9 protein-coding genes and 3 pseudogenes are annotated in these 13,879 nt (G+C 58.6%); 4 read left to right on the forward strand and 8 right to left on the reverse strand.

From position 1 onward, the window contains the following. Positions 1–105: 105 nt before the first annotated feature. Positions 106–1,545 (reverse strand): 2,5-dioxovalerate dehydrogenase, encoded by a 1,440-nt coding sequence (gene xacF / locus HYG81_RS41830; RefSeq protein WP_226778076.1) that lies wholly within the window; start codon positions 1,543–1,545, stop codon positions 106–108. Between the two features lie 90 nt (positions 1,546–1,635). Beyond that, positions 1,636–3,297, reverse strand: coding sequence for a glycoside hydrolase family 28 protein (locus HYG81_RS41835; protein ID WP_226778078.1), 1,662 nt, complete (start codon positions 3,295–3,297; stop codon positions 1,636–1,638). A 152-nt stretch (positions 3,298–3,449) separates the two neighbouring features. Here HYG81_RS41835 and HYG81_RS41840 point away from each other — a divergent pair, with 152 nt between their 5' ends. After that, positions 3,450–5,498 (forward strand): RICIN domain-containing protein, encoded by a 2,049-nt coding sequence (locus HYG81_RS41840; RefSeq protein ID WP_226778079.1) that lies wholly within the window; start codon positions 3,450–3,452, stop codon positions 5,496–5,498. A gap of 186 nt (positions 5,499–5,684) precedes the next feature. Here HYG81_RS41840 and HYG81_RS41845 read toward each other — a convergent pair whose 3' ends face one another. The 5 genes from HYG81_RS41845 to HYG81_RS41865 all read right to left on the reverse strand — a co-directional run bounded on the left by HYG81_RS41845 (position 5,685) and on the right by HYG81_RS41865 (position 10,453). Continuing rightward, a complete protein-coding gene (locus tag HYG81_RS41845; RefSeq protein ID WP_226778080.1) occupies positions 5,685–5,861 on the reverse strand; it encodes a DUF8005 family protein in 177 nt (58 codons plus the stop codon). A gap of 3 nt (positions 5,862–5,864) precedes the next feature. Further along, positions 5,865–7,046, reverse strand: coding sequence for an ABC transporter ATP-binding protein (locus tag HYG81_RS41850; RefSeq protein WP_226778081.1), 1,182 nt, complete (start codon positions 7,044–7,046; stop codon positions 5,865–5,867). Between the two features lie 4 nt (positions 7,047–7,050). After that, on the reverse strand, positions 7,051–7,968 hold the full coding sequence (locus HYG81_RS41855; RefSeq protein ID WP_226778082.1) for a carbohydrate ABC transporter permease: 918 nt from the start codon (positions 7,966–7,968) through the stop codon (positions 7,051–7,053). Next, complete coding sequence (locus HYG81_RS41860) at positions 7,961–8,920, reverse strand: carbohydrate ABC transporter permease (protein ID WP_226778083.1); 960 nt, start codon at positions 8,918–8,920, stop codon at positions 7,961–7,963. Before HYG81_RS41860 ends, HYG81_RS41855 begins: the two co-directional genes overlap by 8 nt. Before the next feature lie 84 nt (positions 8,921–9,004). After that, positions 9,005–10,453 (reverse strand): extracellular solute-binding protein, encoded by a 1,449-nt coding sequence (locus HYG81_RS41865; RefSeq protein ID WP_226778085.1) that lies wholly within the window; start codon positions 10,451–10,453, stop codon positions 9,005–9,007. 343 nt (positions 10,454–10,796) lie between these two features. On the opposite strand from HYG81_RS41865, the gene HYG81_RS41870 reads away from it, so the two are divergent. Together HYG81_RS41870 and HYG81_RS41875 are read left to right on the forward strand one after the other, a co-directional pair. Beyond that, positions 10,797–11,561, forward strand: a complete 765-nt coding sequence (locus HYG81_RS41870; protein WP_226778086.1) for an IclR family transcriptional regulator — start codon at positions 10,797–10,799, stop codon at positions 11,559–11,561. 467 nt (positions 11,562–12,028) lie between these two features. Then, positions 12,029–12,109 (forward strand): annotated as a pseudogene (locus HYG81_RS41875) (IS6 family transposase); the annotation flags it as partial. A 207-nt stretch (positions 12,110–12,316) separates the two neighbouring features. On the opposite strand, the pseudogene HYG81_RS41880 reads toward HYG81_RS41875, so the two are convergent. After that, a pseudogene (locus HYG81_RS41880) lies at positions 12,317–12,784 on the reverse strand (transposase); the annotation flags it as partial. A 376-nt stretch (positions 12,785–13,160) separates the two neighbouring features. On the opposite strand from HYG81_RS41880, the pseudogene HYG81_RS41885 reads away from it, so the two are divergent. Further along, a pseudogene (locus HYG81_RS41885) lies at positions 13,161–13,548 on the forward strand (DDE-type integrase/transposase/recombinase); the annotation flags it as partial. Positions 13,549–13,879 lie beyond the last annotated feature (331 nt).

Genomic DNA, 13,879 nt, shown 5'->3' on the forward strand with positions numbered 1-13,879 from the left:
GGAACGGACGATCGGCTGCAAAAATCGTTGTCTCGTCGAACGACCGATCGCAACGGTGGCGTCGACGGCCGCTGATTACTGCTCACCTCTCACCGAGCTACTCGATCAGTAGTTGTCGTAGACGGTCTTCTCGATGGTGTAGAACTCCAGACCTTCGTCGCCCTGCTCGCGCCAGGTCTCGCTCGAGGAGGCTTTCATCCCGCCGAAGGGAACGTGCAGTTCGAGGCCGGTCGTCTTCGCGTTGACCTTGGCGACGCCGGCTTCGATATCGTCGACGAAGCGGTTGGCTTCGGTGTGATCGTCCGTGACGATACTCGCCGAGAGCCCGTAGTCGACGTCGTTGGCCACCGCGAGCGCGTCCTCGAAGTCCTCGACCTCGATCACTGCGAGGACGGGCCCGAATACCTCTTCCTGGGCGAGGCGACTCGACGGCTCGACGTCCGCAAAGACCGTCGGCTCGATGTAGTGACCGTCGCGATCGAGCGCGTTCCCGCCAGTCTCGAGGCTTGCTCCCTCATCCTGTGCGATATCGACGTACTCGAGGGACCCCTCGAGTTCGTCCGCGGAGACGTGGGGGCCCATGTCGCTCTCCTCGAGTCCTGGACCGATCTCGATCGCTGCAGCGCGCTCGACGACTGCCTCGACGAACTCGTCGTAGACGTCCGTGTGGACGATCGCGCGTGAGCAGGCGGTACAGGCCTGCCCGGTGACGCCGAACGCGCCCGATGCGACGATCTCTGCAGCCTCCTCGACATCGGCGCTGTCGGCGACGACGGTCGGGTTCTTGCCGCCCATCTCGAGCTGGACGCGCTTGCCGTCCTCGGTTGCCTGGTCGTAGACGCTGGTCCCGACCGCGGTCGAACCGGTAAAGGAGATCGCGTCGACCGACTCGCTGGTGACGAGTTCCTCGCCGACGCTGCTGCCGGGGCCGGTGACGAAGTTCGCGACGCCGTCCGGAAGGCTCGCCTCGTCGAGAGCCTCGAAGATCGCGTGAGCGACGCCGGGGGCGATCGATGCCGGCTTGAGTACGGCGGCGTTACCGGCCGCGAGCGCGGGTGCGAGCTTCCACGCCGGGATGGCGATGGGGTAGTTCCACGGCGTGATCAGTCCGACGACGCCGAGGGGTTCTTTGACCGTATAGAGCGTCGTGTCCTGGCCGCTCGCACTCTTGACCGTCCCGCCGAGGTCGTGGGTTTTCGAGCCGTAGTAGCTGAAGATATCGATGGCGCGCTGGACCTCGCCGGCGGCTTCGCCTCGCGTTTTGCCCTCTTCGCGTACCAGCAGTTCGGTCAGTTCGTCCTTCCGGTCCGCGAGGATGCGACTGGTTTCCGTGAGAATCGCCCCTCGCTCGGGACCCGGCGTCTCCGCCCACTCCTCGGCTGCCGCCGACGCAACCTCGATGGCCCGTTTGGCGTCGCCAGCGCTCGATTGCTGATATCGTGCGATGACCTCGTCCGGCGCAGCCGGGTTCTCGACTGCGACAGTTTCGCCCGTTTCGGATTCGATCCACTCTCCATCGACGTAGTTGCGTTGCTCAACAGCCATCATCGAATAATGTCCGGACCGACGCATAACGATTTCGGTCATCGGATACTCGAGCAGGTACTGCGACTCGAGCGGTCACCGACGCTACCGTCACAGCGGCGGAACGTTGCCTGCCGTCCGGTAGCCGCTATCGCCCTCGATTGGCGTCTCGGCGTCAGTGAGGTCGTTGTTCACGAACAGTCGCTCGTCCGTACAGGCTGCCGTCGAGAGGAACGTTCGAGTGCCAGGACTCGCCCGGCAGTTTCGAATCGTACTCGTCGTCGTGTTCTCGAGTGAAATCGCCATCGCGTCTTCGTTGTCGCCGGCTTCGGTCCTAACCGGCTGTGCATGCCGTCCCGCGAACCCGTCGATCGTAACCCCCTCCACGTCGACACAGCGAATACCGTGTGCGAAGTATTTGGGCACCGCCTCTCCCCACTCGAGGGAGACATCAGTCAGTTCGAGGTCATCGACGTTCTCACAGTGAACGCCTGCTATCGCATCCTCGTATATCGGCGCCGTGACCGCCGTCGGCTGAAGGTCGACGTTCCCACCGACGGCAGCAGCGTGGCGACCTCCGTCGATGGACAGCGAGATCGAATCGAGACGGAGTTTCTCGAGCGTCGCGTCCGCATGGCCATGGAGGAGGACGCCGTTCTCCCCATCGGCGCTGATGTTCGTGAATCGAACGTTCCTGACCGCGCCAAGGTCGGTGTCTTCGTCGCGCGGAACTGACGTGACGTAGATCGGCTCGGCTTTCCCCCACCACGGCCCCGGAAGCAGGCCCGTTTCGACGGTGATATTCGAGAACGAGACGTGCTCGATCGAGCCACCGTCCCGGTGCTGAATGCCCAGCCCCCGGTTTGAGCCGTAGACGACGCAGTTGTCGAACGTACAGTGGCGAATGTCCCCGCTCGTCTCGGAGCCGAACTTGATCGCACAGGCGCTCGAGGCGAGCGTGCAGTTGGTAACGGTCACGTGCGCACAGTCTCGTTTGCGGTCGTCGTATGAGACGAGGGTTATCGCGTCGTCACAGGACTCGATCGCGCAGTCGGCGATACGAACGTTCCGGGAGTTGCCGATCGCGATGCCGTCGCAGTTCGGGATCTGCATGTGGTTGCGGATCGTGACGCCGCGGATATCGATGTCGGCGCAGTCGTCGAGGCTGAGCGTCCACGCGGGCATGTCTCGCAGCGTGATGTCACGTATCGAGACCCTCTCACAGTCGACGAGATAGATCATCGGTCCGGGCCGAAACGACGGCTTCGCAACCGGCCACTCGTCAGTCGCTCCCGATCGATCGAGGTAGTCGTCGCCCTGTCGGGCGCGATGGGGCGCGTTCGAGACGAGCGGGTGCCCCTCGCTCTCGCCGGAGTGCTGACGGATCGGTTCGTCCGTGTCCATGATCTCAGTCCCCCGTCCGTCGATCATCCCCTCGCCGACGACGGTGACGTTCTCGACGCCCTCCGCGAGCAGGAACGGCCGCTCTCCGTCGGGGCCGACGTGACGATTGACGTACGCCGACTTCGACTTAGCGGGCAGCAAGCGGACCCCCGCCTCGAGGCGGAGCGTCACGTCGCTGCGGAGATGGACGGTCCCGAGCACGTACTCGCCGCTCGCAACGGTGACGGTCCCGCCGCCGGCGTCGCAGCAGGCATCGATCGCGCGCTGGATGCGATCGGTCGCGAGGTCGGCCGCCGCCCTCGCGTCGCGGTTCGATTCGGTGACTGATTCGATCCGGAACGGCGGGGCCGACTCGGTACGCTCGGTCATCTCGTCCGAGTCGTCGGGGCGAACGGTCTAAATCCCACCGTTTGCCGGCGCCCCGATCGACCGGTGATCACCTTCGGACATAACGTGAGGTAAAGAATTAAGTTCACAAACGATGAATGCCACTGTGTCGCAATGACGCGACAGTGTTTGCCATGAGCGATGAGAGCGATCAGCGGACGACGGAGCAGTCGTCTCGAGCGGAGACCGACGCCTCGATCTCGATGGGGCGACGCGGAGCGATGGCGATGCTGGGTGCCGCCGGGCTGGGGACGGCCCTGACCGGCGCAGCGAGCGCTCAGCAGGGGAAGGGGAGGGGCGGTTCCGACACCGGCAACCAGCCGTGGTACGAGTGGGACGCCGACGTAAACGCCAGTGGAAACGGCCTGTACGAGCTGGACACCCTCGACGTAGAACACACGTACACGGACGCCGGCGAGGCCGACGTCCTCGTCTGGCGTGACGACGACGGCGTCTACCACGCCGACGGCGGGGACGATACGGTTGCGAGCGGCGAGGAGCCAATGCCGGTCGTCCAGGCAGCCGTCGACGCGCTCGAGGACGATCGGACGACGAAGGCGACGGTCCACGTCGCGGCGGACCTCGCGGTGAGCGAGGACCACGAGCGAACGGGCGTGGACGTTCCGAGTCACACCCGACTCGATGTCGCGGGGGAAGTGACGGTTGACGGCGAGACCGACGCCGTCCTCTCGCTGCAAAGCGTCGAGAACGTCGCGATACCTCGGCTCACTGTGACCGGTTCGGCGAGCCAAGCGATCTTCGCCGACGATTGCTCGGAGCTGACGATCGGGCGGCTGTGGATCGACGGCGTCACCGTTCAGGGCGTCAGGATACAGGGTAGCAGTTCCGATATCCAGATCGACACCGCATACGTGACGAACACGGGCCACCACGGGATCGAGACCTACGACGTCGAACGGATACAAATCGGCCAGGTCATCGGCGTCGATCCGGGCAGTTGCGTCCTGCTGTTGAACGAGACGTTCGACGCGACCGTCGGGCAAGTCGTCGGTGATAACCCGTCGTTCGACTACGCGACGTTCCGGCTCGCGAACGGCTGCCGGAGCGTCTCGGTCGGCCGCGTCGTCAGCCGCGGCGGCGTCCGCGGTCTGTCGATAATCACCGGCACGCGGGACGTCACCGTCGGTGAAGTCAACATCCAGGGCGGTTCGAAGGCCGGAATTCTGCTAGTTGACGTCAGGAACGTGAAGATCCTCGGCGGCGTGATCAAGAACTTCGACGGCCCCGGCGTCAACTTCTGGTCGCTTGGTCTGCAGGGTAGCGCCTCGGAGATTAACGAGGGGACCACGCTCGCCAACCTGCGGATCACCGACGACCGCGACGACCCGCGCCAACCCTGGGCGATCAGGGAAGACGGCGCGTGCCTCCACAACCAGTTCATCAACAACGACGTCCGCGGCGGCGGGACCGAGGGCCGCATCAGGGTCGCCTCCGAGACGACCGTTGTCCACGGTAACGTCGGCGGGGGCATCGATCAGGGAACCGTCACCCTCGAGTCCGGTTCCTCGCCGGCCGCCCGGGTTTCGGATGTTTCCGACCGCTATCGATCGACAGTTGAAGCACGGACGATGCCGTATGACGAGGCGGGCGCGGCGGCCGCCTGGGAGCAGTACGCCGAGTGGAATGGTGACTCCTGGGACCTCGTCTTCGAATGGCGGACCGACCCCGGAACGGCCGTCGACGTCGATTACGTCGTCGACCAGCCTCGCGCGACGATCGGCCGATCGGTCGACCGAGACGCTCTCTGGGAGGAGGCCGTCCAGTCGATCAAACCGGGCACCTACCGGATCGTCGCCGAACACAGCGGCAAGGTCCTCGAGGTCGCGGACGGGTCGACGTCCTCGGGCGCGACGATCCAGCAGGGCGAGTGGGCCGACGAACCCCATCAGCGATGGACGGTCGACGGTAGCATGGACGGTCGACAGGGTCACTTCATGCTCGCCGCGGAACACAGCGACAAGGGGATCAGGTTCTCTGGAGACAAGGCGGTTCAGGGTAGCGTCACTGAGTATCGGATGGAGCGGTACGAGACTGGCTTCCAGATCGACGTTCCCGGCGGTCGGCTCGAGGTCGTTGACGCCTCGACGGAGTCCGGAGCACCTATCCGGGCTGGTGACTGGAACGGGGAAAAACACCAAATTTGGGCGTTTGAGAGACTGTAACCGGGAGTCGCGGAGACGAAATTAACGCCAACACCTTCGTTTCCGGCTACGCGGTGATTTCAGGGACGGAACGCGCAGTATCGATCCGTCCGAAAGCAGTGTCTAGTACAACTGTCGCTAGGGACTGTTGTATGACTTCTGAAGAACGGTACGAAAACCAACGACAGATCCACGACGGAAGTACGCCTAGATGTACTCCTCCGGATCGGGACGGTCGGCTTGTTCATCGTCGCGCAGGTACCTCCGTGCGGCCGGAAGGAACTGGTACCGCAGGTCGAAGTAGAACGAGACGATCCCGTAGATCCAGAAGAAAAATAGGACTACTGCGGCGACGATGAACAGGACGCCGGTAGTAGTCACCATCGTTCAATCACTCCGAATCTCTTCTGACGAATCGGCCTCGGTCTCCATCGCGATCTGTTCGACGAGCGAGTGTGCGATCGCGTCGCCCGTCGCCCCGTCGAAGAGGTGGACCTTGTCCCGATCGAGGATGACTTCGACCGTCTCGTCCTCGTCGATGTCGGTGTCGGGATCGATGGTCACGAGCAACTCCGAGGCGTCTTTACCCATGAGCTCCGGATCGTCCGACGACGCAGTCACCGGGACCAGATACGCGTACGTCTGATCGCCGACTGGTTCGAGCACGTCGACGACGGCCTCGAACGAGGCGCTCGACGTCGCTGGTTCGTCCTCGCTCCCAACGAGGTAGACGTCTTCCGGTCGAATGCCGACCCTGACGTCGGTTCCGTCGTGGTCGGCACCGAGCGCGTGTTGAAGCCGGAAGTGTTCGAGATCGATCGCTTCCTCGCTCATGGTTCCGTCAAAGATGTTCATCGACGGACTCCCGATGAAGCTCGCAACGAACTCGTTGACCGGCTGATTGTAACACTCGAGGGGCGGTGCACACTGCTGGAGCGTCCCCTTGTTGATGATGGCGATGCGGTCCGCCATCGTCATCGCCTCCTCCTGGTCGTGAGTCACGTACACCGTCGTGATTCCTAGGTTCTTCTGTAGCCGCTGTATCTCGGTCCGCATGTGGACGCGCAGCTTCGCGTCGAGGTTGGCGAGGGGCTCGTCCATGAGGAACACTTCCGGTTCCCGGACGATCGCGCGGGCAATCCCGACGCGTTGCTGTTGACCGCCCGAGAGCTCGCTCGGGCTGCGGTCGAGCATTCCCTGCAGTTGGACGGTCTTCGCCGCCTTCTCGACGCGTCGGTCGATCTCCTCCTTGTCGAAGTCCCGCAGCCGAAGCCCGAAACTGATGTTCTCATCGACGTCCATGTGCGGGAACAGGGCGATGTTCTGGAAGACCATTGAGATGTCCCTGTCCTTGGGTGGCTCGTTCGTCACGTCCTCGCCGGCAATCTCGACCGTGCCGCTCGAGGGGAGCGTGAGCCCCGATACCATCTCCAGCGTTGTCGACTTTCCACAGCCTGACGGGCCGACGAGACAGAGGAACTCACCGTCCTCAATCTCGATGTTTATCTCGTCGACCGCGACGACGTCGTCGTACCGCTTTGTCGTGTTGTTTAGATTAACGTGTCCCATGTTGTCACTCCTTTAGTCCGCCTTGAGTTAAGCCTCTAACGATATGTTTCTGTGCGAAGACGACGAGCAGCGCGACGGGGAGGATCCCGACGATACTCGCCGCCGCCATCATGTTGTACAGCTGTCCGCCCTGTTGCTCGAACTCGAGGATCCCGTAGACGAGGACCGCCCAGTTGTCGACTCCACCGTCGGTCATCATGAACGAGAAGAAGAACTCTCGGTAGACGCTGATGAAGACGATAATCGCGGCCGTCGTGACGCCGGGGGCCGACAGTGGAAGGATCACCCGGAACAGCGCCCCGAGTCGCGTCGTCCCCTCAACCCTGGCGGCGTCTTCCAGCCCGTCGGGAATCTGACTGAAGAACGTTGTCAAGATGAAGATCGTGAGCGGGAGAGTCAACATCGTGAACGGGAAGGCCATCGACCACGGCGTATTGTAGAGATCGGGTGTCATGAACGGGCCGATAGTTAGCGCACCCGTCAGCATCTCGTACAGCGGGATCAGATACGCGATTCCAGGGAAATACGAAACAACGAGCAACAGCAACATCAGTGGTGCCTTGCCGCGGAAGTCGACGCGACCGAACGCATACCCCGCGAGACTGCCGATCAGCAGGCAGATGACTACTGTAAGCAACGCGATGATGATGCTGTTGAAGATGTAGTGGTGGATCGGGTACTGTTGGAAGATCTCGACGAACACTCCGAGATTAGTCCCCTCAGGGAGAATTCCCATCCCGTATAGCTGATCGCTTGGCGTGATCGCGAGGACGAACAGCCAGTAAAACGGAAACAGCGTCACCGTGATGAACGACGTCAGACCGACGTAGAACAGGATCCTGTACGTGTCGTACGGGTTGTTGATGAGCAGGTCGACGATCTTTCCGACACGACTCCGCGACTCGTCTCGAACGTTACTCATTGGTAGTCACCTCGTTGCGGAACTGGATGAGATACACCATCACGATTAGTGCGATGATGAGCGCCGTCAAGAAGGCGATCGCTGATGCGGTCGCCCACCGCTGCATTCGGAACGTGTCGACGACGAGGCAAGTCAGTGTCGGAACGGTGCCACAGCCCGCAGAGGCCTCGACGACGCCGTAAACCTTCATTGAACTGATCGTGTAGAAGATCATGCCGATGAACACGACCGGCTTGATCAACGGGAACGTGATCAGTTTGAACTGCTGCCACTTGGAGGCGCCAGCAACTTTGGCCACATCGTAGAGGCTCTGATCCACGCTGGCGAGCCCGGCGAGGATGATGAGCGCGATGAACGGCACCCGTCGCCAGACGTCAACCAGCATGACAACGATCATCGAATCGCGCGTACTGACCAGCGGATTCGCCGATAACAGCCCGAGATTGTGCAGCGGATCGACGAGAAAGCTGATCGACGGCTGGAACATCAGGTAGAAGATCATCCCCTGAATGACGATCGGAATCGACCACGGGAGGAGGACGATCATGCGTGCGACTGCGCGCCCGCGGAACTCCTTGTTGAGCAGTAACGCCATGCCGAGACCGAGACCGGTCCCCATGGAAACGCTCACTGCCGTGATGAGGAGCGTGATGATAAGTGCGCTCGAGAGTGGATCGCTCAGGCTGATAAACGGATCGCTGAGGATGATGTTCATATCGCCGTTGAGGATCGCGATGTACGTATCGAGTCCGCTGAACTCCCCCACGGGATATTCGCCGTAAAGGTCATCGCTGTGAAGCGAGACCCACAGCGTTCGAAGAAGCGGATAGAACGCGAGAACCGAGAGGACGAAGAGCATGGGTCCGATGAGGAGATAGCCATACTTGTCCTCGTCTAACCGTTCGATCCTATACAGGATGGGCGATGCAGCGCGGGATACCTTCTTTAACATTGTGGTGGCCTACTTCGCATGAGATTTGCGAACAATCTTGTAAGTTTCGTTATTCCAGCTATGAGGGTGGGTCGTTGAGACCGACTAGAGATCGGTGTTTTCGATTTCTTCGACGGTTTCCTGTGCCGCCTTGACGGCTGCTTCGGGCGACTGCTCCTGGTTAAGACACGCGTGGAACTCGTCGGCGATCGCGTCCTTCTGTGAGTCCCAGATCTGGTTGATCGGGTGGACCCACTGGTTTTCCGACTGGAGTTGCAGCGTGTCGAGATAGCGGCTCATCACCGGGACGTCTTGGGCTTGATCTGACTCGTACAGGTCCGGCTTCGGCGGTGTCGATCCCGTGAACTCGAAGATATCGAGGTAGAACTCGTCGGACGTCATCGCCTTCAGCACTTCGACGGCCGCGGGGAGGTTCTCGGAGTTCGGATTCAACGAGAGATGCCAGCCGCCGAGCGTCGAGTTCGTTCCGCCTGTCTCTTCGTACTCCGCTTCGTCCTTGGTGACGCCGTAGGGGAACGGCATGAGGCCGATGTCGTCACCGAACGCGTCCTCACCCGCGAACTGTGCGATCGCGTACGACCAGTTTCGATGGAAGACCGCCTCGCCAGCGGCGAACGATTCCTGCGACGGCTGCGTGTCCCAGCCGAGCGCTTCGGACGGGAGGATATCACCAGTTACCCCGTCAAGTGCGTGTTCGTCGTCGGACCCGTGCATGAACGTCCGCATCAGCCGGAGCGCCTCGATCACCGGCTCGTCGTCGATCGTGATTGGCCGGTCGCCGATGGGGCCGTGCTGATTTTCCATGTCGCCGAAGTAGTTGCCACCCATCGTGACGATCTTCTCGTAACCGGTCTGGTGACCGATCGTCCGCTGGTTGAGAGTCGTCGTGTAGGCGTGATCGACGCCGTTCGCCTCTCTCGCATCGCTAGCGATTTCAGCGAATCGCTCCCACTGCATCGGCTCCGTCGCCCAGTTTTCACCCTCCGGATCGTAGCCGGCGTTCTCGACGTAGTCTTTGCGATAGAGGATCGCCGGAATGTCGACGAACTGCGGAACGCCGTATAGGCCACCGTCCAACCGCATCGAATCGACCATCACTTGGTGATAGTCGTTCTTTATCTCGTCGAGTTTCTCCTCGGGAAGTGCCTTGTTCAGATCGACTAACCATCCCCGTGGCGCAAACGAAGATGTGTACGAGAAGTTCGTCAACATGATGTCCGGCGTGCTCCGGCCGGCTTGGAGGATCTGGTTGTATCGATCCTCTTGGTCGTCTGCCCCCCAGACGCCGGTCGAAAATTCGACGTCGATATTCTTATGTAAGCCAGCGTTCCGCATCGACTCCTTTAGTTGGTCTTTGATATCCCCAAAGAGCGGTGCGGTACTGTACTCGACCGTCGCCTCCTCACCGTCGTACTCCGAGAGGTCAAGTTCGTCGTCATCATTACCGCCGATACAGCCGGCGGTTCCGATTACTCCAGCGACACCGGCTGCTGAGAGGAATCGTCGACGAGATACTGAACTACCGATTTGCATTCTACGCTTTAGCCTATGGTTGGGTCTATCTGCCATAGGAATCCAATGCATAGACCAGTATATAAATATAACTATTCATTTGGTATCTCAATTTCGAGTCAGTTTCAGAGCGGAGGAGCACCTGTGAGAGAAAGACGGACAACGCGCAATAACAGTATTTCACCGAATCGGTAAACACGATTACCATCCCATGGCCTTCTTGCGTTTCCTTCGGCCGTGTCGGATAGATTCCCTCTTTCGGAGTAAGTACAATCCGATTACTGATCCCAGTCAAGGTACCTATACAAAGACATCCGGCCACGCCGGACAACTATTAAATAGATCCTCTCTCTACTAGAACCAGATGACGAACGAACCACAGTATCCGGTCCAGGCTGCTGCAACGACGTTCCAAATCATTGAAACACTCCACGAACTCAATGGGGCAGGCGTTTCCGAACTCTCTGAGGAGCTCGGGAAGCCAAAGAGCACGGTCCACGATCATTTACAAACGCTGACCGAAACTGAATACCTCGTCAATGAGAGAGGGACTTACCACGTCGGTGCACGGTTTCTCGAGTTAGGAGGATTCGCTCGGAGTCAGATGAAGCTCTACAAAATCGCCTCGCCTGAAATCAAGAAGTTGGCAGAAGAAACCGGTGAACATGCGAATCTCATGATTGAGGAACATGGCAAAGGAATCTTCCTCAATAAGGCGAAAGGACAGGACGCCGTGAATCTCGATACACATATTGGCAAGCGTGTTCACCTCCACACCACCGCATTAGGAAAAGCGATTCTCTCGCAACGTCCCGAAGCAGACATCGATGAAATCATTGATCGGCATGGACTCCCCGGTGTGACCGAGAAGACGCTTACAGATATTGATGAGTTGAAAGATCAATTAACGACAATAAACGAACAGGGATACGCGATCGACGACGAAGAACGGGTTTCGGGAATGCGGTGTGTTGCAGCACCTATCTGTGATGACGCAGAGAACCCTATTGGGGCAATCAGTGTCTCAGGACCGACGAACCGGTTTGACGATGAGACGTTTGCGACTGAGATCCCGAAGGTCGTTCTGAGTACTGCAAACGTTATCGAGGTGAATATGACATATTCATAGATCATCCGGCATGGCCGGATTCTATCGATGGCCGTCTCTCCACCCGCTCGAATCAGGAGATCTGTCCCCACGGCGGATTCAAGGCGCGTCTTGGATTCACTACCCCGGCAAAATCACAGATGCATATATAATGTATCGTGAGATCAAGGCACACGGTTCATACAGAGACACGTTCTACATGTGTCTTGGCTACTAAGTTTACAATCCTACCAATGTAATAGGAGGTAGGAAGACAGTGCAACGATGGCTTCCGGTGCTGCCGAACAGGGCATGGGATATAGTAACGTGGAATGAGAATGAGTCGGCAACGCTCGCAGTCAATACTCCGATACGGACCTCGCCATCCAAGTTGCTACGATGGGTCCGGCGGAATAACGTGAAGACGGTTTGGTTGCGTTCGGCGAAGCAATACACGATAGCGGTTACGTCTTCGCTCATTTGTGAGGGTGCTGTTTCGTTAAGCGTGAAACTGTTTTAGCCACACAGAACCGTCAACAGCCGAATCGTGGCTCCAAGCCTTCGCCGTCTGGTACAATGCTACAAACTAAACACGACCGGTAGGGAGGTCTCGCTTCTGCCCAAGCGGTCATCGTTGGTAACGATGATTCTCTCTAGACCCTCCCGATTACGTCTGGTCAGCGGCGAGAAAAGTTCATTAGTAGATTTTTTATATCCCTCTCCTGGGAACACACTCCTCTATCGATGTGTATCCGAGCGGTATTACTGTTGGTTGGATCAGTAGCAACGCTACTATAATGTTCTTTCGCACGTTGAACCAGTCGCCGCACAGTACGATGAATTTGGTTCGGCGAGTTTTCGTCCCACGCGGAGCTCTCTCGCACTGGCTCGACTGGGAGAACGAGCGGGATATTCTGCCCGATGATCGAGAGCGTCGCAAATCTGAACGCGTGACCGTCTCTGTCCTTTGTCCCGCTGACCATCGGCATCTCTTCGACATCCCTGTAGTAGGGGATAGTCGTGATGTCGATCGCAGCGGTGACCGGACGGCGGAACGATGCTTCAGAGGCGATCACGGAAAGCAAGCGGTCCGTCGTCTCATTGAAGCCGTTCACGAACTCTTCAGGATCGAACTGTTTGACCGCGCGGAGGTGAGTATCACCATGGGGCCCGTACTCTTCGCCACGCCGATACTGGAAGCGAGCAGTTCCCTGCGCGGTTCCGCACCGAACCATCCCCATGAACGTCTGTAACTCGAAGAATTGTTTGAAGTGGGTCCACAGAAAGCAAGCGATAACATCTCGGTTGATGGTACCCCGTCCTCCATTCACGCGAGAGTGGATTCAGAAAGCGAGCAGGAATTTCCATGGTCATCTGACGACTCGGGTGAGCGGTTTGACGAAGTCTACATTTGGTACGATCCGGGACGTAATCCCAACAACGATCAAGACATCTACATTCACAGTGAATGAAAAGAGAACTTGAAGTTCCGGATATTTCAGAGACGTAACGAACGTTAAGCCGATAAGAAGATGATCTACTTCTCTTCAGTTTAGAACAGATAGGAAGAATAGAAGGCACGCATCAGATCAATCCTCCGAGATTGTGCAACCGTTGGAATCGATGATCTTTCTGAGGCCGGCGAAGCCGTCGCAGGTCACTATTGATGAGATTGCTGTCAAGACCAATGGTGACTGGTCTTGGGTGTATGCTGCAATCAACCTATACTCGCGGTTGATTCTTGCTGTCGCAGTCTTCGGACGAGGCACCGATCCAGCCGCTGCATTCCTGCATAAGTTGACCGAGAAACACGAGATCTCCGAGACGGTGTTTCTCGTCGATGGCTACAGCTATCTGACTGTCCTGTCCCGATTAGCGTTGAGTGGTCAGCTCCACTACGTTGATCGAAACCTGATCGAAAAGTAGTTTCATACCTTCAAGATGCGCGTTCTATAATTCGTGAGTGGGCAGTCGAGCGAGCGTCAGAGAATGATTTGAACAGTTTGTACACTACTACAACATACAATGACCGCACCAATCACTTAACGGACAGACGCCAGCGGAGGTGCTAAATTAGACAGTACCACTATCCTAGTTATCCTATTTCGGTATCCTAATCGGTTAGCCTAGTCAGGGAGGCATACCGAATTAACTGTAGCTACTCTATATCGCTTTCTCTTCGTCTCTCGCAGCTGTTTTTGGAACTCTCTATCGGCTATTCTACCGATACAAATTAGACGAGCGGGTTATGCTAGTTAGTTAGGCTATGTAGTTAGGCTAAATGGCTCTCTGAACCACGAGCAAATACACTGACTAGACACGTCGCATAACCTTCTCGAGCCGGATAACTGATATACTCT

The sequence above is a fragment of the Natrinema zhouii genome (assembly GCF_013456555.2).
GTDB lineage: Archaea > Halobacteriota > Halobacteria > Halobacteriales > Natrialbaceae > Natrinema > Natrinema zhouii.